The 26,443-nt window shown below is 31.9% G+C and carries 18 protein-coding genes; 9 read left to right on the forward strand and 9 right to left on the reverse strand.

Features of this window, described 5'->3' with window-relative positions:
* Nucleotides 1–29 precede the first annotated feature (29 nt).
* Together AX016_RS12700 and AX016_RS12705 are read left to right on the forward strand one after the other, a co-directional pair.
* Nucleotides 30–569, forward strand: a complete 540-nt coding sequence (locus AX016_RS12700; RefSeq protein ID WP_034643529.1) for a phosphatase PAP2 family protein — start codon at nt 30–32, stop codon at nt 567–569.
* 11 nt (nt 570–580) lie between these two features.
* Nucleotides 581–1,183 carry an HD domain-containing protein gene (locus AX016_RS12705; RefSeq protein ID WP_157811131.1) on the forward strand — a complete coding sequence of 201 codons (603 nt, stop codon included), beginning with the start codon at nt 581–583 and terminating at the stop codon, nt 1,181–1,183.
* A gap of 306 nt (nt 1,184–1,489) precedes the next feature.
* On the opposite strand, the gene AX016_RS12710 is transcribed toward AX016_RS12705, so the two are convergent.
* From AX016_RS12710 to AX016_RS12745, 8 genes are all read right to left on the reverse strand, one after another.
* The gene (locus AX016_RS12710; RefSeq protein WP_100895961.1) at nt 1,490–2,836 is read right to left on the reverse strand and encodes a vanadium-dependent haloperoxidase; all 1,347 of its coding nucleotides are present in this window, start codon (nt 2,834–2,836) and stop codon (nt 1,490–1,492) included.
* Nucleotides 2,817–5,987, reverse strand: coding sequence for a glycerol kinase GlpK (gene glpK, locus AX016_RS12715; RefSeq protein ID WP_100895962.1), 3,171 nt, complete (start codon nt 5,985–5,987; stop codon nt 2,817–2,819). Before glpK ends, AX016_RS12710 begins: the two co-directional genes overlap by 20 nt.
* Nucleotides 5,988–6,018: 31 nt before the next feature.
* The gene (locus tag AX016_RS12720; RefSeq protein WP_100895963.1) at nt 6,019–7,674 is read right to left on the reverse strand and encodes a solute:sodium symporter family transporter; all 1,656 of its coding nucleotides are present in this window, start codon (nt 7,672–7,674) and stop codon (nt 6,019–6,021) included.
* Between the two features lie 4 nt (nt 7,675–7,678).
* Complete coding sequence (locus tag AX016_RS12725) at nt 7,679–9,451, reverse strand: glycoside hydrolase family 36 protein (protein WP_100895964.1); 1,773 nt, start codon at nt 9,449–9,451, stop codon at nt 7,679–7,681.
* Nucleotides 9,448–12,801: a VCBS repeat-containing protein gene (locus tag AX016_RS12730; RefSeq protein ID WP_100895965.1), complete on the reverse strand. Its 3,354-nt coding sequence runs from the start codon at nt 12,799–12,801 to the stop codon at nt 9,448–9,450. The genes AX016_RS12725 and AX016_RS12730 overlap by 4 nt, the downstream gene beginning before the upstream one ends.
* A gap of 93 nt (nt 12,802–12,894) precedes the next feature.
* Nucleotides 12,895–14,472, reverse strand: coding sequence for a RagB/SusD family nutrient uptake outer membrane protein (locus AX016_RS12735; protein ID WP_100895966.1), 1,578 nt, complete (start codon nt 14,470–14,472; stop codon nt 12,895–12,897).
* Nucleotides 14,473–14,490: 18 nt separating this feature from the next.
* Nucleotides 14,491–17,511, reverse strand: a complete 3,021-nt coding sequence (locus tag AX016_RS12740) for a SusC/RagA family TonB-linked outer membrane protein (RefSeq protein WP_100895967.1) — start codon at nt 17,509–17,511, stop codon at nt 14,491–14,493.
* Between the two features lie 162 nt (nt 17,512–17,673).
* Nucleotides 17,674–18,690 (reverse strand): GntR family transcriptional regulator, encoded by a 1,017-nt coding sequence (locus tag AX016_RS12745; RefSeq protein ID WP_100895968.1) that lies wholly within the window; start codon nt 18,688–18,690, stop codon nt 17,674–17,676.
* Between the two features lie 647 nt (nt 18,691–19,337).
* On the opposite strand from AX016_RS12745, the gene AX016_RS12750 reads away from it, so the two are divergent.
* Together AX016_RS12750 and AX016_RS12755 are read left to right on the forward strand one after the other, a co-directional pair.
* A complete protein-coding gene (locus AX016_RS12750) occupies nt 19,338–19,643 on the forward strand; it encodes a hypothetical protein (protein WP_100895969.1) in 306 nt (101 codons plus the stop codon).
* 198 nt (nt 19,644–19,841) lie between these two features.
* On the forward strand, nt 19,842–20,144 hold the full coding sequence (locus AX016_RS12755) for an HPF/RaiA family ribosome-associated protein (protein WP_100895970.1): 303 nt from the start codon (nt 19,842–19,844) through the stop codon (nt 20,142–20,144).
* A 58-nt stretch (nt 20,145–20,202) separates the two neighbouring features.
* On the opposite strand, the gene AX016_RS12760 is transcribed toward AX016_RS12755, so the two are convergent.
* On the reverse strand, nt 20,203–22,179 hold the full coding sequence (locus AX016_RS12760; RefSeq protein ID WP_100895971.1) for an alpha-ketoacid dehydrogenase subunit alpha/beta: 1,977 nt from the start codon (nt 22,177–22,179) through the stop codon (nt 20,203–20,205).
* A gap of 129 nt (nt 22,180–22,308) precedes the next feature.
* On the opposite strand from AX016_RS12760, the gene AX016_RS12765 reads away from it, so the two are divergent.
* The 5 genes from AX016_RS12765 (at nt 22,309) to AX016_RS12785 (ending at nt 26,440) form a co-directional block, all read left to right on the forward strand.
* On the forward strand, nt 22,309–23,259 hold the full coding sequence (locus AX016_RS12765; protein WP_100895972.1) for an isopenicillin N synthase family dioxygenase: 951 nt from the start codon (nt 22,309–22,311) through the stop codon (nt 23,257–23,259).
* A 130-nt stretch (nt 23,260–23,389) separates the two neighbouring features.
* Nucleotides 23,390–23,719, forward strand: coding sequence for a translation initiation factor (locus AX016_RS12770; RefSeq protein WP_100895973.1), 330 nt, complete (start codon nt 23,390–23,392; stop codon nt 23,717–23,719).
* Nucleotides 23,720–23,788: 69 nt separating this feature from the next.
* Nucleotides 23,789–24,721, forward strand: coding sequence for a DUF1835 domain-containing protein (locus AX016_RS12775; RefSeq protein ID WP_100895974.1), 933 nt, complete (start codon nt 23,789–23,791; stop codon nt 24,719–24,721).
* 1 nt (nt 24,722) lies between these two features.
* The gene (locus AX016_RS12780; RefSeq protein WP_100895975.1) at nt 24,723–25,592 is read left to right on the forward strand and encodes a nucleoside phosphorylase; all 870 of its coding nucleotides are present in this window, start codon (nt 24,723–24,725) and stop codon (nt 25,590–25,592) included.
* 2 nt (nt 25,593–25,594) lie between these two features.
* Entirely contained in the window at nt 25,595–26,440 is an 846-nt protein-coding gene (locus tag AX016_RS12785) for a substrate-binding domain-containing protein (RefSeq protein ID WP_100895976.1), read from the forward strand.
* Nucleotides 26,441–26,443 lie beyond the last annotated feature (3 nt).

A 26,443-nucleotide genomic window follows, 5' to 3' on the forward strand; every position in this document is an offset into this window, starting at 1 on the left:
TCAAATATAAATCAAGAAATTTTATTAAAATGAAATTACTATTAAGTACAGTTTTAATCATACTACTTTTATCTTCTCAACTCGTTAGCTCTCAAAAATCAGATATCGAGAAGGCGGGTGATATAGGTTTATTACTGGTTCCAGTATCAGCTTTGTCTTTAACACTATTAAAAGAAGATAAAAAAGGAGCTTGGCAATTTACAAAAGGGTTTATTTTAAATAAAGCTCTAACATACAGTTTAAAAGTAAGTATTAAAAAACCTAGACCAGATAATAGTAACACTAAAGCTTTTCCATCAGGACATACCTCTACAACATTTCAAGGAGCATCTTTTATTCATATGCGATATGGTTTTAAATATAGCATATTACCATACGCAATAGCTGGATTTACTGCATTTAGTAGAATAGATGCTAATAAACATGATGGTTGGGATATACTAGCTGGTGCAGTAGTTGGGATCGGCAGTACATATTTATTTACAACACCATATCAAAAAAAACACTTAGAGCTTGTGTACAATAGTTATGAAGGGTCTCATTTATTAGGGTTAAAATATAAATTTTAAAAATAATAGTTTTGAGTAATATAGTAGATAAAACTAAGGAATATTGTCTAAAAATAATAAGAGAAAGTAATTGTAAATACTTAGCTTTTCATAATGAAGAACACACGCTGGATGTATTAAGGAATGTAAGAATAATAGGGGAGTACGAGAAAATTTCTGAACGAGATATGGAAATTTTAAAAATAGCTGCACTATTCCATGATACAGGTTTTTCTTTAGATTATAGTTGTCACGAAGAATCTAGCGTTATTTTAGCTAATAATTTTTTAAAACAGAATAATTACAAAAGTGATAAGTTACAAACTGTTATAAGCTTAATATTGGCTACAAAAATGCCGCAAAATCCAATGTGCGAAATAGAAAAGATTCTGTGTGACTCAGATTTATTTCATTTAGCGAGTGATAACTTCATCGTTAAAAATAAATTACTAAGAACAGAATGGGAAAATCAAATTAATTTAAAATTTGAAGACCTAGATTGGTTAAATTTAAACATAGAATTTCTACAAAATCATAAATACAAGTCAAATTTTGGCTGTATTAAATTGGAAAAAGATAAATTAAAGAACATCGTTTTATTGGAGAAAGAAATTAAGCCAAAGTACTCTAATTGATTAAGTATTTTTATAAATTTTATTTTTGTGAAAAATTATCAGCTGTTATTAATTTATAGATCTCAATTTTCACTAGTTTTTCACAATAATTATCACACATTATTTTTATAACCCATTGTGATTTAGGTAACTTGATATTTATATAAGCTTTATGATTGTCACTTTTAAATTATCGGGTTTTCCATTTTAATTTAACGGTAACAAAATGCCCTATTTCGGTAATTGCAACAAAATGCCTTATAATTTATATTATGTAAAATAGAATATTTAGAACCACTGTTACACTCCTAATTCTTGTACAATAACTTATTTAGTTAAGTTTAGTGTTTCTACTATGTGTTTGCCTACATTTTGGCCTTGTACAACACCATTGTCTATTGCAGCCCTGTAATGTATACCACCATATAATCTGCTAACTGCAGCTTCTTTAGCAGCATTATTAAAAGAACTAAATTTACGTACTGGTAAACCATATGGAGTTTCAGTATCATCAGAAAAACTAAAGTTATCTCCAAATAACTGAGTTAAAATGGTTGCAGATGCGCCAGATACTACAGAATGTCCGCTTGTGTACTCCGGAAAAGGCGGCGTTTGTAATAATGGTGTCCATTCTTTATCTATAGTATTGTTAATTAGAGTTTCGGGTCTAATTAAGTTGCTACGGTATTTCTCATCCCAACAACTAATAAAAGCATCAAAAATACCTATAGATGTTATTGTATTTGCGTGTACAGCAGCTGTAAAGTCTAGCTTTTGCTGTTTGCACGCTATTTTTGTTATTCCTATCCAATGTGCACCTGGAGTAATTTTTTTTGTGGCAATCATTAAATGGCCTTTGCTAGTAGATACATACGGATTACAGTCCCAAAACTTTGCAATTTCTACTTCTTCAGACGTATCTCCGTTTTTACGTATCTCGTTAGTAACTGTATATACTTCTTGTAATTCTTTATAAAATGTACTTTCTGGATCCATAGAAAACTCTGGGTGCCTAATTGGTTTAAATTGCGAAGCAGAATCTAAAACCATTGGTCTTATTTTATTCCAATGTGGCTCTATACCATCCATATACGCAGGTGGTGTTGGTTGCCATCTGCCAGGATTATCTGTAGTAACCTCATACCCTGCAAAAGATCTGGTTTCTTTATAATTGTCTTTGTGTAACCAGTCTTTTACGCGGTTAGCAACTTTTAAACCATAAGCCTTAGACACCGTAAACTCTGTTGTATTGGTCTTTTCCCAACTTGTAAAAAGGCTATCTGCATACGTAGTTATAATATTATCTTTAAAAATAAGCTCTTTACTAACATCTATATATGCCACAAGCGCAGCAACCTCTAAATTAACATCTTTAGTTGCTTTTGGTATAGGCTGTAAACTTTTAATTTTTGTAGTTAAAGAGCTGTATTTGGTATTGTTCTGCGTTATAATCTCGTAAGCAGCAACATTTGGGTACATATATATTCTACTAGCCACAGGTGGCGAAAATATATCATGAATCATAGTTTCTGTAATTTTATCTACAGCACTAAAGTACACATCTACAGGTACTTTTATAGGTTGCTCCTTGTTTTTACATGATTGTAAAACAGCGAATACTACTAACAATACAAGGACTAAACCTTTGCTTTTTTTATTTAAAATCTTCTGCATAATATGTTTCAGCATCATTTAACAACAATTGCATTTTTTCTTTCTCTAAAATTACTCTTTTATCATCCCAATCTAAATAGTTTACAAAGTCTTTAACAACAATGTCCATAAACGTAGAAATACTAGAAATGTTAAAGTACAAACGCCCTGTTCTGCGTACAAAAAAGTCTGCAAGACTATTGGTCATTTCATAATTTACACAATACCAAAGTTCTGCTCTTATTAGGTTTTCTAAGGCATTACCAGTTCTAAAAAAGCTTATTTTCTCTAAAATTGCAGAAGCTTTTTTGCCGTATGTTGTGCATAAATACCAAGCGTAATAACTGTCTTCTATTCCTATTTCTAGTAGTTCGTTTTCTAATTCCTTTTGGTAGGCCACAACCTCATTGGCAGAAGTCATTGTTGGGGTTACCAATGCGATATCTTCTGTAATAGATTTTTTTAAATGCTTCTTTTTCTTTTCAGGAATGGTTTTTAAAACTGTATCTATAACACGCTGCGCCATTTTTCTGTATCCAGTTAATTTTCCGCCAGCAATAGAAACTAAGCCACTTTTAGAAACAAAAATTTCATCTTTTCTAGACAATTCAGACGGGTCTTTTTCTTCTTCGTGAATAAGTGGTCTTAAACCTGCCCAGTTAGACTCTATATCGTTTAAAGTTAAATTTACATCTGGAAATGTGTGGTTTGTAGCCTTTAGTAAATACTCAGCATCTTCTTCTGTAGCCACTACCCTTTCTAAATTCCCCGCATAATTGGTGTCTGTTGTACCAACATAAGTAGATCTACCACGCGGAATGGCAAAAATCATACGGCCATCTTCTACGTCAAAATAAACAGACTGTTTAATAGGTAATTTTTCGTGCGGAAAAACAATATGTACACCTTTGGTTAAGTGTAAATGTTTGTTGTTCATAGACGCATCCTTTTTACGTAAAGTATCTACCCAAGGGCCAGCAGCAGAAACATAATTACGTGCTGTAATATTTAGTCTTTTTCCTGTGTTTTTATCAATACAATTTAGGCTTTCAATTTTTTGCTCGCTATCATAAACAAAAGATTCCATTTCGCAATAATTTACAATAGTAGCGCCAAATTCGGTTGCTTTTTTAAGTATTTCTATGGTTAGTCTGGCATCATCAGTTCTGTATTCTGCATAATATCCGCTACCTAAAACAACTGCATCATCTAATAAAGGTTCTTTATCTAAAGTTTCCTTTTTATCTAACATTCTCCTACGGTCATCACCACCAACATTTGCTAGCATATCATACACTTTTAGGCCAACAGACGTCATCATTTTACCATATGTACCACCCTCTATAAGTGGTAAAAGCATTTTTTCTGGTACAACTAAATGTGGTGCTAATTTATGTACAATAGCACGCTCAGAGCCAGATTCCCTTACCAAACCAATTTCTAATTGTTTTAGGTAACGTAAACCACCGTGTATTAATTTAGTAGACTTATTACTGGTACCCGAAGCAAAATCGTTTTTCTCTACCAAGCACACATTTAAACCTCTAGACGATGCATCTAAAGCAATACCTGCACCTGTTACTCCGCCTCCAATAACTATCAAATCGAACTTTTTAGAAACTATTTTTTTTAACTGTTTAGGTCTGTCTAAAATAGAAAAACGTAAAGGCTTATTTTTTGGTTTAACTTTGGCAATACTCTTTGTTTTTTCTACCGCTTTTTGCCATCCTTTGTACTTTTTGTTTCGTACTTTAGATTTCATCTCTGGTTTAAAAACAGTATCAATTTCTCTTATTTCAGAAATGTTATCCTTATTCCAAAAATTAGCTTTTATACCAGCCAATAATGCAGCACCAAAAGCAGTAACCTCAATCATTTTTGGTCGGTCTACTTCTACATTTAAAATATCAGACTGAAACTGCATTAGATAGTTATTGGCACTAGCGCCACCATCTACTTTTAGTGTTATAATTTCTTTTTTGCTATCTTCAATCATAGCATCAATAACGTCCTTAGTTTGGTAAGCTAAAGCATCTACGGTGGCTTTTATAAGTTCTTTTTTACCTGTATCTAACGTCATCCCATAAATACTACCCTTTGCATTGGCATCCCAATACGGAGCTCCTAAACCAGCAAAAGCAGGTACAACATACACACTTTTTAAAGGCGGAATACTGTTGCAAATTTCTTCGGTATCAGCAGCATTATCTATAAGCTCTAGTCTGTCTCTTAACCATTGTATAGATGCGCCACCCACAAAAATACTACCTTCTAAAGCGTATTTTATAGGTTCAGAATCTAGGCTACACGTTAATGTAGTTAATAATCCTTTGGTAGAAACCACTTGTTTTTTACCAATATTAAGCAACATAAAACATCCTGTACCATAAGTGTTTTTTGCAATACCAGATTTAAAACCTCCTTGTCCAAATAATGATGCTTGTTGGTCACCGGCAACACCATAAATAGGAATTTTTGTTCCTTTATATTCCACATTTCCAAAGTCCGACGATGATTTTTGCACCGTTGGCAGCATACTTTTAGGAATTTCTAATGCATTAAGCAACGTATCATCCCACTTTAAATTTTTAATATCATACACAAGTGTGCGCGATGCGTTTGTATGATCTGTAAGGTGTTTTTCTCCGTTAGTAAATTTAAAAATTAACCAACTGTCTATAGTTCCAAAACAGAGTTCTCCCCTATTTGCTTTTTCTTTTGCACCTTCTACGTTATCTAAAATCCATTTTACTTTGGTAGCAGAAAAATAAGAATCTATAACCAAGCCCGTGTGTTCTCTTACATATGAAGTATACCCTTTGTGTTTAAGATCTTCACAAATAGGCGTTGTACGCTTGTCTAGCCAAACAATAGCGTTGTATATAGGTTCTCCTGTATTTCTGTCCCAAACAACGGTAGTTTCTCTTTGGTTGGTAATACCTATAGATGCTATTTCTTCAGGAGAAATTCCAGATTCTTCAATTACCTTATAAAACGTACTTAATTGATCTTTATAAATTTCTACAGGATCATGTTCTACCCAACCAGATTGTGGATAATGCTGTGTCAATTCTTTCTGAGAAATGGCTTTTATACCACCTTTTTGATCAAAAATGATTGTTCTAGTGCTTGTAGTCCCTTGGTCAAATGCTATTACATATTTTTTTTCCATTCTCTATAAAATCTGATTGTTACTGCGTTGCTTAAAAAATAAGGTATGTACTTAATACTAAGATAGTAATTATTAAACCGATAATTTTTGCATATTTCCAAGGTACAATATCTATTTCCTCTGTAACCTTTGGAATATACTCATCTTGTTTTGGTTTTATTTTGGCTACTATTAACATTATAATACTATTTACTACAAATAAAATCCCCATAATATGTAAAAAATGTGGATATGCTTCTGCTTTAATTATTGCGAGTTGTTCTGTATTTGTGATGCCAAAAAGTGCAGCGTCTTTTAGTGCTTTATTTACAAAATATGGGCTTAGTACAAACTGACTCACCAAATACATTATAACACCACCAATAAGCACAATTTTTGCACCAATTGCAGGTACTTTTTTAGAGACAATCCCCATTGTAACAACCGCTAAAATAGGCACACTTAAACTACCTAAAGATTCTTGTATATACGCAAACAAACCATCAGGAGCATTTGCTATTAAAGGAGAAATTAATATAGATACAATAGCTAGGAAAAAACCAAATATTTTACCTGCTCTTACTGTTTGGCTGTCTGATGCATTTTTACTAAAATACTGTCTATATAAATCAAATCCAAAAAGCGTGGCACTACTATTTAATAAACTGTTAAAAGAACTTAATATAGCACCAAATAATACCGCAGCAAAGAAACCTAAATAAGCACCAGGCAATACTTTACGCACTAATGCAGGGTATGCCTGATCTGCGTTTTCTAAATTCCCCTCGAATAAATGCCATGCAATAATACCAGGTAAAACCACAATTACTGGAATTAAGAATTTTACAAATCCGGCTAAAATCATTCCTTTTTGACCTTCTTTTAAGCTTTTTGCACCAAAAACACGCTGTAATATAGATTGGTTGGTTCCCCAGTAATACATTTGAGCAATCATCATACCCGTAAAAATAGTCCCGAAAGGAATAGAAGAAGTAACACTACCCTTGGCGTTAAACTTCTCTGGGTTACTGGTCCACAAAATATCTAAACCGTTTGTAACACTACCATCACCAATTACCATTAATCCAAAAATTGGAATTAAAAGACCGCCTATTAGTAACCCAATAGCATTGACTAAATCTGAAATAGCCACAGCCCTTAATCCACCAAAAATAGCATAAATAATACCTATAATACCAATAGACCAAACACAAAGCTGAATTACAGCTCCTTGAGAAATATTTAGTGTTTCGGGTAAATTAAACATAGTACTAAAAGCCAAGGAACCAGAGTATAAAATGGTTGGCAATAAAACCACACCAAATGCTATTAAAAATAAGATAGATAAAATGGCTTTTGTTTGCCCATCAAACCTGTCTTGTATAAACTCTGGTATTGTAGTTATACCAGAACGCATATACTTAGGTAACAAGTAAATTGCAGTAAAAATCATTGCAATTGCAGCCAATGTTTCCCAAGCCATTACCAATACACCTTCTGCAAAAGATTGTCCGTTTAAGCCTACTATTTGCTCTGCAGATAAATTGGTTAGTAGTAAGGAGCCTGCAATAGTAATGGCTCCTAAACTTCTACCGCCCAAATAATATCCGTCTGCAGTACTTTCATCGGTTTTTCTTGTGGCATACCACGCTACAAAACCTACTAAAATGGTAAACCCTAAGAATGATATAATAGAAAGTGTATCCATAATTTTATTGTTTTTGTGTTAATCTAAGTAATCCGCAAGACGGAATTTCTACAGCTAAAATTCCTTTATTTAAAGCATACTTTTTGGTACTTATTACGGTACCCTCACAATTGTAAATTGTTCCTGTATATGTACCTAAATCTTGCGTATTCTGTACAATTAAACTAGTAGAAAGCTTGCCGTTTAAAATATCTATATATTGAGTTTTGCTGTTAATTTGTGCCACATAATCATCAAAAACACCTAAAAGCAACTTATTTTGGTTTACAACTTGCTTTACAGGGTAATTAGCTAAAGGCTTAAAAGGTGTAAAATTACCCGTTGTAATCAGTTCTTTATTTTTATTCCAATATTTGGTATAAAAACCAATCATATTTAAAAATTCTTGTGGAGCATCTTTTAATAAAACCGATAATTGTGGTACTCCAAACAAAGTATTTACAAGTTGTAAAGCTGCTACTTCTAAACGCTCATCATTATGCCAGGTAATCATATCAGAATGTACTGCAGTATTACCAGCTAGCATTTTAATATCTGCTATTCTAATACGGTTCATAGTTGCGTCTCCAGGGCAATCAAAAGCTCTAAACATATTACCATATTTACGCATAGCCGGACCTGTATATTTTTGTCTAAATTCTACAAAAACATCTGGTTTTATTGCTTTTAAAGTACTTATAACGTCTAAAAGCAGTCTATCTACCGCTTCATTAACAGACGTATAATCCATATCTGTGGTAATTTCTTTTTTAGTTTCTGGGTAAAACTTAAAATCATCAATAAAATCTAATTTAAATCCGTCTAAGTTCCAATCAACTAAAGCCGATTTGTAAATGTTTATTAAATAATCTCTAACCTCTGGGTATCTGGGATCAAAAACAGGAGCCCATCTGTGGTTTTCTGTTAAAAACTTGCCCTTAAAACGTTTGTATGCTTTAGATTTTTTTCCGCAAAAAGGTACAGAATACCAAAAGCCTACTTTTAAACCTGTAGCGTGTACTTTACTTACAAACTCTTTTGTTTTGGTGATACGTTCTGGCAACCAATCTCCCGTATAATCATAGCCTCTGTTGTCATCGTTTGTTTGCCAACCATCATCAATTATAATAGCTTTATACCCTAATTCGCTAGCCTTTTTACATTCTTTTTCTAAAAGGTCTTCATCTAAATTTTGATGAAAATTGTACCAAGTAGAATATAAAGGAGCATTTGCAATTTCTGGTACGCTTGTAGGTTGTAAATCATCAAAAGTTTCCCACCATTTAGAAACATCTTTTAATACATCAGAAAAATGAATATCTCTAGCATCTATTCTAAGTTGCATATTAAATTCACTTAAAGGAAAATGACGCTCTGTAAAGAGTGTTACAAAACAGTAGAAACAATCATCTTCTTCTCTAATTTGTGCATTTAACTCAAGCATATTTATGGCATTAGAACACGCAAAAGTATGCGTGTTTGTATCGTCATTACCAAATAAGCTAATAATTGGTGCGTCTATAGAAACGCGAGACTCCATAAATTGCAACTCCCAATCTGCTTGTATTCTTTTATTAAAATCTGTAGTAGGCTTCCAAACACCTTTAACGTTATGTGCAGGAATTTTCCATTTTAATGAAATTGGTCCTGGTATTTGTGCTTCTTTAGCGTTTATACTAATATTAAATATAGTTACTTGGTCTTGTGTAGACAAGTTGGTTATTGTGGTAATAAAATTACTTGTATTACCCTCTATTTGTATATCTTCAGCAGAAATGATAGTCGTTTGTTTTATCATTTTATATTTTTATTAATTGTAAAGTTTTGTGTTTTTGTATTGTTTTGCGTTGCAATAAATAAGCTGTTGTTATCTTTTGTATTTACTTCTATTATATGGTTAGATTGATGTGGTACGTAGAAACCCGAATTAGCAGTGTTTATTACTTTAAATCCATTTTCACTACCTTTTAAATAAACTCCTTTTATAGCTTCTGTTGTGCCATAAATTGTTTCTGCTGTAGTGTCGTTACCAACAAGAAGGGCATCTAAATAGCCATCGTTATTTATGTCTTTAACAAGAATGTCGTTTATTGGAGCAAGCTGACAAGCTTGTGGTAATTTGGTTATTTTAAAAGTGTTATTGCCTAAGTTCTCTATGTAACTGCTAGCAAAAGTGGTTGCTTTAAGCGTTTCTTCATCTAAATTTTTTATATCTAATAGTGTTACAAAATCTGGTTTAGAAAAATCTTTATAGCTATTGTATTTCTGTTTTAAAACAACCAATTGTTTCATAACATCATCTCTAGTTTGTACAGGAAGTAAAACGTTATTTTTGGTTGGGTCGTTAAAATACTGCGCCACAATAGGGTCTATACTTCCGTTGTTATCAAAATCTTTATTGTAGACGTATACAGGTTTATTTTCTTTAGGGCAAACAAAACTATTTTCTCCTTGGTTACCAGCAATAAAATCTATATCGCCATCATTATCAAAATCACCAGCTTTAATGGTGTTCCACCAACCCAAAACTTCTGTGGCTTTATTAGCAGCGTTTACCCAGTTAGGAGTGCTCTTTTTTAAGGTACCATTGTTATTTATAAAAATTGAAATAGACATCCACTCTCCTACTACAATTAGATCTTGCCAACCGTCATTATTAACGTCTTGCCACGTTGCATCTGTAACCATACCAATGCCTGTTAAAGCATCGTTTTTAATAGCAGTAAAAATGCCCGAATTATTTTGTAATAAGCTACTTTCTGGTGTTGTTGGGTAACGGCCTTTAACCAATCTACTACCTATAAAAAAGTCTATATCGCCATCCTTATCATAATCATTTGCAGCAATACAAGACCCAATATTTGTTATTTTTGGTAAATTATTAGTAGCTAAGGAAAAAACTCCTTTTCCGTTGTTAATGTAAATTCTGTCTTGTAATTCAGGTGAATTTTCAGCAAACTCAGATCCTCCACTTGCTACGTAAATATCTAAATCGTTATCATTATCTATATCTATAAAACTAGCCGCAGTATCTTCATAAATACTATCTAATTTTTGAGTAATTTGATAAACTCCGTCCTTATTCTGTGTCCATACAGTAGAAGGTTCTCCTTTGCTACCACCAATAAAAAGCTCATCTCCAACTTTTAAATCTACGTTAGCAGCCGCTATACACGGTCCAAATTTAGAGTATTGGCGCATTAATAAATGTTGAGAAACAAAATCGTGTCCACTATTTTCTTTATGTGTAAATGGTAAAATAGATGTATTGGTTTGTAATATAGTTGCTGTTGCAACTGTTTTTATATTGTTTTCTTTAGCTGATGAAATATCTATTTCTAAAACTGAATTAATTTTAGGGTTATACAAAGTAGAAATCAAATTGTTTGGCCATATAACCTGTAGAGAGTCTACCTTTGTAGTTTTTACACCAAAGTGAAGAATTGGTTCTACAGACGATAAATAACCACGTGTAAGCGACTGGTATTGCGTTTGCAATACACCATTAGACCACAAATTTACTTTTGCGCCAATTGCTTTTTTATTTTTTGATGTTCCTTTAAGCTTTAGCCTTAAAAAGTTAGATTGTGGCTCTAAAGTTGTTGTGTTATTTTGGAGAATAAATGCATTTTGATTTATGTTATTTACTACAATATCTAAATCTCCATCATTATCTAAATCTGCAAAAGCAGCACCATTACTAAAAGAGTTTTTAGGAGAAACCCAATTGGTACTAACATCTGTAAATTTTAAGCTATTGTTATTCTCATAAAAATAGTTTGGAACAAAAACACCTGGAGCCTTAGCTATTAGTTGCGATAATTTTTTGTTTTTTGAATCTTCTGAGCCAAAAATAGTACTCTGCTTAGAGTAATTTATAAAATCTAAATCTGTAATATCTTTTACATAGCCATTAGTAATATATATGTCTTTATCACCATCATTGTCAAAATCTACCATCATAGGAGACCAACTCCAGTCTGTGGCAGCAATACCAGACAAATTACTAGTTTCACTAGCCTTTAAAATAGAATCTTTTAATAATCCATTATTAATTTGCAGAGAATTATGCATAAACTGCGGTGTGTAATTATTTCTTTTAGAGGTTAAAAACTTATCATAGTTCATAGTCCCTAACATACTTTTTTGTCTGCTGTAGTTTTCAGGAAACATATCTAAAACCAGCACATCTGGATACCCATTATTGGTAACATCTGCAATATCTACACCCATTGCATTATAGGTTTGCTGACTTAAAAATTTCTTATTTATTTCAGAAAAACCTCTGTGCTTGTTATTTGTAGTGTCTATACCTTTATTTAGGTACACTAAATCTTCTGTTAAAAAGTCGTTTGTAACATAAATATCTGGTAGATTGTCATTATTAATATCTTGTACACTTACACCCAATGAAAACCCTTGATATGTAATGCCCAAAGAATCTGAAACATTTGTAAAAATAGGATGGTCTACTCCTTTTTTACTATCATTACGTAGTAAATAATCTGCCAATTCTTTTGGCATATAATGTTTTGGTACTGGTGAATTTTGAGAAAAGCGAACCTTGCCATTATGACCAATAAACACATCTAAATCACCATCTAAATCATAATCTAAAAATACAGCTTGTTGACTGTATCTAGGATCGTTTAATTGGTATGCCTCTGCTTCTTCTTTAAAAGTTGGTACACCATTTTTGTTTAATTTTTGATTAATAAAAAGTAAGTTATTACAGTCGTTATTACAATTTGGTCCGCCAACGCTTAAGTAAACATCATCCCAACCATCTGCATTAATATCTACAATTGCAACACCTGTTACCCAAGAATTGGTAGTAAAATTGGCCTCTTCAGAAATATCTAAAAAAGTAAGCTTGCCTTTATTTAAGTATATTTTAGATGATACTTGGTTTCCTGTAAAGACAACATCTTGTAAACCATCATTATTAAAATCGCCAATACCAACGCCTCCACCATTATATATGTATTGAAACGTAACTATATTTAAGCTATCATTATCTATAATAGTATTATTAAAATCTAGGTTTGAGTCACTGGTAGTAACGTACGTAAAACGTTCCTCTTTGTTTTGGTTAGAACAAGAGAAAAATAATGTTAGAATGGCGCAATAAAAGATTAGATATTTCAAAATAATAAAGAGTTTAGTTATAAGAGCCAAGTTATAAAAACTTGGCTCTTATTTGTAAATTAAAAAAATTCAAAAAAAAACTAACTCAATTCTTTAATAATTAGGATTCTGTTTTAAATTAGGATTAGCATCTCTTTCTGAGTTAGGAATCCAAATAACTTCATCTCTACCAGGAGTAAACGTACCACCACTAATAGATTTTGGATGATTAGGTTGTGCACCATTTGTTACGTGTAAAGATGTTGCTCCCAAATAATCGTCTGCTAATCCCCAACGTACTAAATCAAAATAACGATGACCTTCACCAGCTAATTCCATTGCTCTTTCTTCTATTATAGCCTGTCTAACTTCGTCTTGAGATACAGCTGTAGTTGCTGTTAAACCAGAACCTGTTCTTTCTCTAACCATATTTAAATATCCTATAGCCTCTGCTGTTTGTGCATCTTCATTTAATGCTTCTGCTAACATTAGTAAAACATCAGAATATCTAATAACCCTCCAATTAGTACCAACATTAGTCCCTAATCTATCAACTTCTGTTCTTTCTCCTATATCTAAACCAGCATATTTTTTAGAGAATATAGGTTCTACACCAAAATCTTCTGCAATAGCTATATCTTCTGCAAAATCTGTAAAATAGTCAGACCCGCCGTAACCTGTAGAACCAGGGTAATCATAAACTAAAGTTTCATTTCTTCTAAACGTATCTCCATTATCTTCAAACAATTTTTTTAACCAAGGATTAAAAATATGTCCGTTGTCAGCAGATTTAGCTGGCGGAGCATAATCTATATGAAAATTACCCATTGTACCAGTTTGCGGAATATCTGAACCCCAAACAAAGTTTGTTTGACCTAAAAATTGTAATTCAAATACAGATTCTGCATTGTTTTCATTAGCTTCAGTAAAATTATCTCCGTATTCTGATGCTGGTAATAAGGCATATTTACCAACCAAGGTACTTAATGTTTGGTGTGCATTTGTCCAGTCTTTCATATACAAATAGCTTTTACCTTTTAAAGCTGTAGCAGCACCAGACGTTACTCTACCTAAATTGGTGCCATCCCAACTTTCAGGTAACATTGTTTCTGCTTTTTCTAAGTCTTCAATTATTTGTTTCCAAACATCTGCTTGTGGAGCCTGGTTTAGTAAAAGATTGTCAAAATCTGGAGTATCTGGAATAATAGGAACATTACCATATAAGTTTAATAAGTACCAATAATCAAAAGCTCTTAAAAAATATGCTTGTCCAACTAAAGGATTGTAATCTTCTTCTGCAATACTTTCTTTAGATGTATTAACTATTATATTATTACATCTAGAAATAGATTTGTAAAGTTCTTGCCAAAGCTCTGTAGACCAACGATCTCCTGGTTTACCTTGTAGAGTAGACATTGTTGTATTAAGATCTAAAGGTATTACGTTATACTCATCTGATCTTAAAAATGCTCCAGTGTGTATAATTCTTCCCCAGAAAAAAGTTCCTGTTATTGGATGAAAAGCTCCGTTAATAGCCGTTTCTACTTGTTCTGCTGTATTACCAAAATTCCCTGTAGAGGTTGCATTATTATTTGGTTGATCTAAAACATCATCAGAACAACTAGAGATAAACACCATAGATACTAATAATAGCGTACTAAAAGGCGATTTTATTTTATATATATTTTTCATAATTGTATGAGTTATTTTTTAAAAACTTGCTGTTACACCAAGACTAATTGTTCTTGCATTTGGATAAGATCTAGCATCTAAACCCCTGCCTAATAAAGGGTTTACAGCAGCTCTAACACCAGGCACACCAGAATTAATGTTTGCTCGGCCACCATTTGTTGAGGCAACATCAGGATCATAACCGCTGTAACTAGTAATTACAAATACATTTTGTAGGTTTAGTGATACTCTTAAATCTTTTACCCAATCAGTACCTAAAACTTCATTAGGAAATTTGTATCCAAGTTCTATATTTTTTAATCTAAAGAAAGAACCATCTTCTACAAAGAAAGATGAAGGAGCTCTATTACCCTGCTCATCAGCAATTGTAGCTCTTGGTATATTTGTATCTGTATTGGTTGGAGTCCAGGAGTTTAAAACTTCTGTTAGTTTACCGCCATCTTGCCATAAAATGTTGTAATAACGACCAACGTTATAAATTTCATTTCCTTGTACACCATTAAAGTTTAATGCAATATCAAAATTTTTATATTCTCCAGTAAAGTTTAAACCATATGTAAAATCTGGTGTTGGATCTCCAATAATACCTATATCATTTTCATCTACAATACCATCTCCACTAGTATCAACACGTACAAAATCTCCTGTAGCTGGATTAACTTTGTCTTCAACCGTCCAACCATAAAAAGCACCAACAGGGCTATTTGCTTGTGTTCTGTTTACAATACGCAAATCTTCATCTATTTCTGGGCCTAATATGGTAGCAGGTATATCTTTTGCTTCATTTTTAAGGTTAAAAGAGAAATTTGTGCTTACATTATATTTAAAGTCTCCATCAGATTTTTTGTAACTCAAATCAAACTCAAAACCATTATTTACTAATGTACCAGCATTTCTAATAACAGGTAAACTAACACCAGCAGTAGAGGGTACACTAATAGGTACTAGAGCATCATCTACATTTTTTGTGTAATAATCTGCTGTAAATTTAAGAGCATTGTTAAACATTGCTAAGTCTACACCAATATCAAAAGTTTTAGTTGTTTCCCAAACTAAGTCAGGATCTGCTAGTCTTGTTTGCGCTAGTCCAGGTGCTAAAGTACCACCAAAGCTAGTGTTAGACTGATTGGCTAAAAATACTGATTGTGTTGGGTAAAAAGCATCTGGATAAGATCCAAGTTCACCATATGAAACTCTTAATTTTAAAAAGTTAACTGTTTCTGACTCAAAAAAGTCTTCGCTACTAATATTCCAAGCACCAGAGAAAGCAGGAAAATAACCAACTCTATTGTCTTTATTAAATCTAGATGATGCATCTCTCCTAACTGTAGCAGAAAATAAATATTTACTGTCATACCCATAGTTAAAACGCCCAAAATAAGATAATAAAGCAGCTTTATTATCTTCACCTAATGGTTGTATTAACGTACCTAAAGCACTAGCCACTCTTGTATTATTACTAGGAGTATCCTCACCGTACAAACCGTTGCTTGTCTGGTTTTCTAAAAATCTTGTATATCCTAAAACAACATCTACCTTATGTAAATCATTAAATGTTTTTTTATAATTAATAGTAGGCTCAAACAACAAGTTTACATCCTCTTGCGTATAGTTTGTTAAATCATTTACCACATTTAAGTTACGCACAGCATCTATTGGATTGTTAGGATCTGTCATCTCAAACGTTGGAGTAAATTGGTAATTTTTTCTGTGTCTATAATCTAAACCAAAATTTACAGCGGCAGATAAATTGTCTGTAATATCATAATCTAACTTTAAGCTTGTAAATAATGTTCTTGTAGTTTCTTTATTATCTTCTAAAGATGCCAAGCCGTACTGGTTTAAACCACCAGGACCGTGAATAGGCAAAGAAGGCCCATCAAAACCACCTTCATAATTTGGATTAAATAATGCAATTGTTGGTGCTGTTACGGCATCAAAACCATACCAATTATTACTTTGTAACTGCCCTTCTGTAATACCTAAAGAATGTGTTATTTTTAATTTATTAAATTGATGTTCAGAATTAAACCTTGCATTTAACCTTTTAAATCCAGAGCCTACTAAAATACCATCTTGGTTAAAATAGTTTACAGACCCAAAATAAGATGAAACTTCACCGCCACCATAAATAGACAATCCGTAATCTTCTACAATACCAGATTGTAAGGACTCTTCTTGCCAATCTGTACTTACTCCATTCCAAGTTACAGAGTTAGCAGAACCATCATTAATAAAACGTTGGTTTAAGTAATTGGTATATTGCTCACCATTAATAAAATCTAATTTTTTACTTGGAGAATCTACACCTACTCTGGCATTAAAATCTACTTTTAAAGCCTGATTTTTTCTACCATGATTTGTTTTAATTAAAACCACACCATTTGCTGCTCTAGAACCATAAATTGCAGCAGCAGCGGCATCTTTTAATACAGATATATCATCAATATCCTTTGGATTTACATAATCCATATTGTCTACAAATAAACCATCTACAATGTATAATGGGTTAGCATTACTTAAAGAGTTTATACCCCTTACAAACACATTTGGAGATCCGCCTGGTTGGCCACCTGGAGCTTCAATTTGTATACCAGACAGTTTACCTTGCAGTGCCGTTGTTGGGTTACTAGCAATTGTATTTACTACTTCTTTACCTTTTATTGTAGCTACTGCACTAGTAGCCTCTCTTTTACTTGAGGTACCGTAACCAACAATTACAACTTCGTCCAATGCTTCTGCATCTTCTTTCATTACAACATTTACAGTTTCTTGATTGGTATATGCTATTTCTTGAGTAATGTACCCAACATAACTAAATACCAAAACATCACCAGAAGTTAAGTTCTTAATAGTATAAAGACCATCAAAATCTGAAATTACTCCATTGGTAGTTCCCTTTACAGAAATATTCACATCAGGTAGTGGATATTCCCCATCTGTAACAGTACCTGTTACAGTGTTTGTTTGTGCATTTGTTACAAAGCCAATAAGTAATATGGCTGCATAAAACAAAAGCTTAAGTTGTTGCTTAGTCATTTAATAAAGTGTTAAAGTTTATAGTTGTTCTATTTCAATTTTAACAAAACTGTGATACAGTATGCTACAAGCAAATATATACATAAATATCATATCTTCAAATTTTTGCAAATAAATTTAAAGATTAGCTAATAAACTGTGACTAAAAATTAGGTATTGATACTAAAGAGAATTTCTCTTCTTTATTTGAGAGGGAATAATTTTATGAACAGCAATTTTATCTTTAACAAATGTAGCTGCTTCAATAGCCATTTCTTTAAAATCCGCGGAAATAGTGGTAATGCCGTTAAAAATAATTTCTTTAGCATCACTATCATTATGCGTAATAATACCTACATCTTCTCCTAACTTGTAACCTTCTTGAACTGTGTCTTTTAACACTTGCCACAAATTGGTATCACTAATAAAAAAATAAAGTGTATTTTTTTTAACACTACCTTGTTTGTGAGTTTTTTGTATAGATCCGTTTATAGAGTAATCATCAATAAACCTTGTAAACCCATTTTTTATACCTTCTGGATAATCAGAGTCACTTCTATAAAAAAGAATCATTTTATCATACTTTTTAATACCATCATATAATTCTTGTAGTCTTTGATAGGTAGAGTTTTCAAACTCTTGAGAAATAAAAGAATACTCCTGTGGCATTTCTATATATCTATCTATAATAAGCAATTTTTCAGATGGTATTTGGCGTAGCATTACCCCTACTTCTGGTACAGGAATAGGCGCTATAACATACATCCCATATTTACCATTAACAGTATCTATTATATTTTTAAAAACCTCTAGGTTATTATGATGAAAAAAAATATCTATTTGGTATTTTTTACCAAGCTCTTTTCTAAATGTATTGTAAAAATCCTCGTGGAAAGCCTGAAACGCATATAATAACAAAGCAATTTTTAGCTTAGATTTTGTATTTATGTTAGCTATATAATAGCCTTTAAAGTTTTTAGACTCTACAATGCCTCTTCCTTTAAGGTCTTCATAAGCCCTAACGATAGTTTTACGGGCAAAACCAACTTCCTTTACCATGTTATTAATAGAAGGCAAACGATCTCCCTTTTTTAAATCCTTGTCATTAATAGCATTTATAATACCAGTTACTAATTGCTCATGCTTAGACCTTAAACTTTCGTCTTTTAATTCTTTTATTTTATTAAAAAGCTCATTCATTTATATAGTGGTTACTCTAATAACTTATTGGTACAAGTTCTCAAATTATAAAAATCAAAGTTATTAAACTAATGTTAGATGAGTTGTACTACTTTTTTTACAACATCAATATTGAAATATTAATTTTAAAACACCCTTAAAACAAAGGGTTTTACAATATAAACCTATATTATTTATCATTTACTCAGTATATAATAAAAATAACTACATATTTATGACTTTTATAACATCTAGGGATTATAGCTAAAACGTACATAGAATTTAACCTTTAAACAAAGGTTTATGAGAACACTAAGTTTTAGGTACAGCTGTTTCAACTTTGTTTCTACAGAAATATTTACAGGAACCTAAGAAGAGGAGATTAAAAACGTTTTGTAGACTTAGAATTGCTAAAAGATGAATAAAAACTTCAAATACATTGCTATTCTACAACGCATTTCAGTTATAAATACCAATAAAACTAAAATTTAACATATTTTCTTACAAAACAAATAAAGTGTTGATTTTAAGTGATTTAAATTTGTTTATTATGTTAAATTTATAACTTATACATATTAAAAATACATAAAAGTAAATTTTTACAACATCTAAAGCTATTTTTTGTGCGTAGATATACCAGTTATTAACCCTAAATAAATTTGAACACTATGAAAACATTATCAATTGTATTATTTGCATTAGCTACGGCTGTAACTTCTTTAGTATCAACAGAAAATGTAACTGCAACTTATGCTGGATTTGAAAACGAAGTATATCAATTCTCTGCGGAAGATGGATCTACTTTGGAATTTCAAGGAGTAAGTGCAGAAGCATTAGGTAAGTATGATTTATCTGACGAAGCCTTTAAAGGTAAAACGTTTGCTATTACATACGAATCTGAAACTGTTGTTGATGCAGAAACAGAAGAAGAAACAACTACTAGCATTATTACAGACCTGGAATTGCAGGAGTAATTGCTATTTATCATTAAATTACTAAAAGCACAACTTAATTGTTGTGCTTTTTTTTGTATTTAGTAATTATACAACCTATTAATTTTTAATGTCTTAAATTTAGAACTAGCAACAATGTTTTAACTTTAATATAATATTAGGTTTAAACATTTGATTTTTTAGTGTACTATATGTATCTTCAAATAAAATACTAGACCTATGAATATAAACTTTCACTACGATGGTGTTACAGCAAGTAACCGCTTAGAAATTTTAGTAGCTAAAAAAATTGATAAACTTTTAAACAAGTACGACTTTATTGTAAGTGCAGACATTTTCTTTAAAAAAGAAAATACTTCTTCGCCTGAAACAGGAAAAGTAATTGGCGTACGTTTAAGTGCACCAGGACCTAGATTATTTTCAGAATCTAGTGAGGCATCTTACGAAGCTGCTATAACATCTAGTGTAGATGATTTAAGCAGACAATTAGAAAAAAGAAAAGCTAAAATGAAAACATATTAATTCTGTTTTCATCTTAACTTTTAAGTAGTCTTTTAGGCTCTAAAAAATTTGCTAGTTTTTAATATGCTAGCAAATTTTTTAGTTCTTGCTCAAATCTATTTTTAGATTGGTATTCATTTTCTAAGTCTCTAGCAAAAGGTATTGGTGTTTCTATACTAGCTACACGCTTTACAGGCGCATCTAAATACTCAAAACAATTTTCCATTACCATTGCAGATATATCACTAGCAATACCTCCAAACATAGTATCTTCTTGTAAAATTATAAGTCGGCCTGTTTTTTTAACAGATGCATAAATTGTTTCTTTATCTAAAGGAGCTAACGAACGTAAATCTATAAGATCTGCGCTAATATCTTTATTGTTTTCTAATGTGTTTAAAGCCCAATGTACACCTGCACCATAACTTACGATAGTTACGGCACTACCCTCTTTTAAAATGCTTGCTTTACCTAAAGGCAATGTATAATAATTTTCTGGTACGTCTTGGTAAATACTTCTATACAATCCTTTATGCTCAAAAAATAAAACCGGATTAGGATCTTCTATAGCTGTTGCTAATAACCCTTTGGCATCATAAGGAAAAGCAGGATACACCACTTTTAAACCTGGTATTTTGGTAAACCAAGCTTCATTTGTTTGAGAGTGAAAAGGACCTGCACCAACTCCGCCACCACAGGGCATACGTACCACAACATCTGCATTTTCTGCCCAACGGTAATGAGACTTAGCTAATAAGTTTACTATAGGATTAAAACCACTACTTACAAAATCTGCAAATTGCATTTCTACAACAGCTTTGTGCCCGTTTATAGATAAGCCCATTGCAGTAGAAACTATAGCAGACTCACATATTGGCGTATTCCGAACGCGTTCTGTGCCAAATTCGGCAACAAAACCCTCTGTAATTTTAAAAACACCACCATATTCGGCAACATCTTGTCCCATAATTACAAGGTTTTTATACTTTTCCATAGCTTGTTTTAAGCCTTGAGAAATAGCATCAACCAAACGTATATTTTTAGATTCACCTACAGGTAAAATTTCTTCAAAATTAAAAGGTTTAAAAACATCATTTAATTCGTTTTCTACTGTAGACGTTATTGTTTGCTCTTCAAAAGCAACTTGCAAGTTATCATTTATTTCAGCTTTGTAATTAGCTGTAATACCTACAATTAAGTCATCATTTAAAACATTATTTTTCTTTAAAAAAACTTCGTAATTTGCAATAGGATCTTTTTTTGCCCACTCATCTAATAATGCATCTGGCACATAAGCAGTACCACTAGCCTCTTCATGGCCTCGCATTCTAAAAGTTAAAAACTCTATTAATATTGGTCTAGGATTTTTTCTAATGCTTTCACACAATTGGTTAACCTTACTATATACCTCTATTATATTGTTACCATCTATTTGGTGAGATTCTATGCCGTAACCAATACCTTTATCTACCAAATGCTCACAATAATATTGCTCTTTTGTTGGCGTAGATAAGCCGTAGCCATTATTTTCTATACAAAACAATACAGGAAGTTGCCAAACAGCAGCAACGTTTAATGACTCATGAAAATCACCTTCGCTGGTAGCGCCTTCTCCTGTAAAAACAGCTGTTACTTTGCCATTATCTTTTAATTTATTAGCTAAAGCAATACCGTCTGCAACACCTAATTGTGGGCCAAGGTGAGATATCATTCCAACAATATTAAATTCTTGTGTCCCAAAATGAAAACTACGGTCTCTACCTTTGGTAAAACCGTTTGCTTTTCCTTGCCATTGAGAAAATAGTCTATATAAAGGAATATCACGAGTTGTAAACACACCTAAATTACGGTGCATAGGAAGAATATATTCGTTTTTTTGTAAGGCACTAGTGACACCAACAGCAATGGCTTCTTGACCAATACCACTAAACCACTTAGAAATTTTGCCTTGACGTAATAAAATAAGCATTTTTTCTTCAATTAAACGCGGCTTTATCATACGTTTGTACAGTAATAACTGCTCTTCTGAAGAAATTGTTTTATTATTGAATTCCATTTAGAGGAAAATTTTATAAATTGAGAAATAAAAGTAACAAATTAGAAGAGATATTGTTATAAAAATTAATAATTTATCAGAAAATGTTAGATTATTATTAAATTTGAATATATAAAAAAATATTATACGATGAGTTCTATTCCAAGTGTCAATTTACAGGAATTTTTATCTGACGACAAGACACAAAAAGAAAAGTTTATCAATGAAATTGGTAGTGCTTTTGAAAACATAGGTTTTGTTGCCTTAAGTGGCCACTTTTTATCTGATAAGTTAGTGGCAGATTTATATGAAGAAATTAAAGTCTTTTTTAATCAGCCTCAAGAATTGAAAGATAGTTATGAGATTGAAGGTATTGGCGGTCAGCGTGGATATACTTCTTTTGGTAAAGAGCACGCAAAAGGTAAAAAAGAAGGAGATTTAAAAGAGTTTTGGCACTTTGGACAGTATGTAGAAAATGATGCTAAATTAGAAGCCGAATACCCAGATAATGTTATAGTAAAAGAGCAACCTAACTTTAATGTTATAGGTGAAGAAACTTTTAAAATGTTAGAAAAAACAGCTAAGTATGTACTTAGAGCTTTAGCATTGCATTTAAATTTAGAAGAAACGTATTTTGATGATTACATTAAAAACGGAAACTCTATTTTAAGGCCTATACATTACCCACCAATTAAAGATGAACCTAAAAATGCAGTACGTGCTGCAGCCCACGGAGATATTAATCTAATTACATTGTTAATGGGTGCCCACGGTAAAGGTTTACAGGTTAAAAACCATAATGGTGACTGGGTAGATGCTATTGCACGTCCAGACCAGTTAATGATTAATGTTGGCGATATGTTATCTAGACTAACAAACAACAAATTAAAGTCTACCATACACCAAGTGGTTAACCCACCAAAAGAATTATGGGGAACTTCTCGTTATTCTATCCCGTTTTTTATGCACCCTGTTAGTGAAATGCCACTAAATTGCTTAGAAAATTGTGTAGATGATAACAACCCAAAACAGTTTGAAGATATTACTGCTGGTGAATTTTTACACGAAAGATTGATAGAATTAGGACTTATTAAAAAGTAATAATTTTTAAAGAAGTATACACAAACAACTAAATATTGGTATTTTAAAACTCCAATATTTAGTTGTTTTTCTTTTTTAAATTGAAGAACCAATATCCTTAATAAAAGCATTTAACCAATATTATAGTAAAATGGACTTACAAGACCAATTAAAAAATCTTTTTCCGGACCATAAACCAAGTGAAGATGTAGAAAAAAAAGCACCTAAAAGTGATATTTGGCTGCAAGATGATCCTATTATTTGTAAGTACGAGAAAAGAAAAGGGAAACCAATTACTATACTAGAAGGTTATACTGGTGCAGATGCAGATTTTAAGTTGTTAGCTAAAGAATTAAAGCAAAAACTTAGCGTTGGCGGTAGTTTTAAAAATGATAGCATTATAATTCAGGGAGATTATAGAGACCAGATTATGAGCATACTAAAAGAGAAAGGCTTTAACGTTAAACGCGTTGGTGGTTAAAAGTGTTAATTTTTTTTTGATTATTTAGATAAAAATGTAATTTTAATAGTTCAAATCTAGAAAACTACTATGGGGTCCATCTTACACATAACCAACGGAGGAAACTTTACAGATAGATTGAAAAACTTACCTATAAAAGGAGACATTATTACCTGGAATGAGATGTTGTGCGAAGGCAAAACATTAAATAACGTAGGTAGTGAAAGTTTTTGGAAAGCTAGGTTTGATTTTTTAAGCAAAAACTATAAGGTTACTAAAGCAAAGTTTATTGATTTAACATTAAAAGAATACAGGTCTTTATGTAATCATAAAAAAGAAGATAAAATTGTTTTATGGTTTGAGTATGATTTGTTTTGTCAGATTAATATGCTTGCCGTTGTTAGTTGGTTAAAAATGCACCGCAGATACGCAGAAATATCTGTAGTTTGTAGCGGAGAAATAGAAGGAAAATCTAAACTTTATAGTTTATCTGAGTTAACAAACGACCAACTACTGCAGCATTATGAAGAGCGTACGTTTTTACGGCAAGATGATATAGAATATGCAGATTATATATGGCAGTTGTATTGTAGTGATAACCCTATTAGGTTAGAAAACTTAACAGATTTTGCCAAATATAGATTTCCTTACTTAGAAAAAGCTATAGATCTTCATTTACAACGCTTCCCTTCTATTAAAAATGGCTTAAATGCAGTAGAAAATAATCTTTTGCAATTGGCATCAACCAAAAAACCAAAAACCAAAAACGAACTTATTAAAAAGTTACTTGTAGCAGATAATAACTACGGTTTTGGAGATATTCAATATCAAAAAATAATAACTTCTTTAAAACCTTTATTTGGTTCTTTTAACCCAGTTAAACTAACTAAAAAAGGAAAAGAAATACTAGAACAACAAACAAGTTATTACTCTTGTATACAAGATAATGACGTTTATTTAGGTGGTGCATTAAAGTATAACTTTTTGTACAACACCAATACAGACAGAATCCTTAAATTATAATATGCAATTAAGTCCATCGGAGTTAATTTTAAATGCTGACAATAGCATTTATCACCTTAATATATTACCAGAAGATATAGCAACTACCATAATTACTGTTGGCGATCCCGACCGTGTTGGTGAAGTATCTAAGTATTTTGATACCATAGAGCTTAAAAAAGGTAAAAGAGAGTTTATTACACATACTGGTGTACTTAACGGAAAACGTATTTCTGTTATTTCTACAGGTATTGGTACAGATAATATAGATATTGTTTTAAACGAATTAGATGCTTTAGTAAATATAGATTTTACTACAAGAACTATTAAAGAAGAGAAAACAACTTTAGATATTATTAGAATTGGTACATCTGGTGCAATACAAGCAGATATTCCTATAAATTCTTTTCTAATGAGCGAATATGCCATTGGCTTAGATAGCTTGTTGCAATTTTATGATAGCAAACACGTACAGCATACTGAAATTCAGGATGCTTTTGTGACACATACAAATTGGGCAAAAGAGAAATCTACACCCTATGTTGTTACTTGCAGCACAAAACTAGCAGATAAAATATACTCAGATAAATTTGTAAAAGGTTTTACCGCTACAAATGTTGGTTTTTATGGTCCTCAAGGCAGAATTTTACGTTTAAACACTCAGGATAACGAGTTAAACAACAAAATAGTATCTTTTAGGCATAATAATTTAAAAGTTACCAATTTAGAAATGGAAACTTCTGGTATTTATGGCTTAGCAAAATTGCTTGGTCATAATGCATTATCATTAAACGCTATTTTAGCTAATAGAGCTAACGGAGAGTTTTCTGTAACACCATCAGAAACTGTAGAAGAGTTAATAAAATATACGCTAAACAAGCTAACATCATAGTATTGAAAACAGTTAAAATAATAGGAGTTCCGGAGCATTTTAATTTACCTTGGCATTTAGCTATAGAAGAAAATGCATTTAAAGACCGTGGTATAAATTTAGAATGGACAGATATTCCTGAAGGTACAGGAAGAATGTGTCAAATGTTGGCAGATAACGAGGCAGATATAGCTATTATACTTACTGAAGGTTTGGTAAAAAGTATTACTGCAGGTACAAAAGCAAAAATTGTACAAGAGTATATTGCAACACCTCTTTTATGGGGAATACATGTTGGTGCAAACAGTAAGTACCAGACTATAGAAGATCTTATAAATACCAAAGCAGCAATTAGTAGGTTTGGTAGTGGTAGTCATTTAATGGCATATGTTAATGCACAAAATAAAAATTGGGACACCAGCAAATTACAGTTTCAAATTATTAATAATTTAGATGGCGCTGTAGAAGGATTAACTAACGGTACCGCAGATTATTTTATGTGGGAACATTTTACCACAAAACCTTTAGTAGATAATGGAACTTTTAGAAGAGTAGCAGACTGCCCTACTCCTTGGCCTTGTTTTGTAATTGCTGCAACAGATAATTTTATTGCAGAAAATTCTGGCACACTACAACATATTTTAGAAGTTATAAATATGTATACTGAAGAATTTAAAACCATACCAAGTATAGACCGTACACTTGCAAATAGGTATGAACAACAGTTAGGAGACATACAAGAATGGATGTCCAAAACACGTTGGAGTCAGTCACAATTAAACACAAAAACATTAGAAAAAGTACAAGACACTTTGCTTTCTTTAGATTTAATAGATAAAAAACTAGACAGTAACTCTGTTTTACTTTAATAA

Source organism: Cellulophaga sp. RHA19 (assembly GCF_002813425.1).
GTDB lineage: Bacteria > Bacteroidota > Bacteroidia > Flavobacteriales > Flavobacteriaceae > Cellulophaga.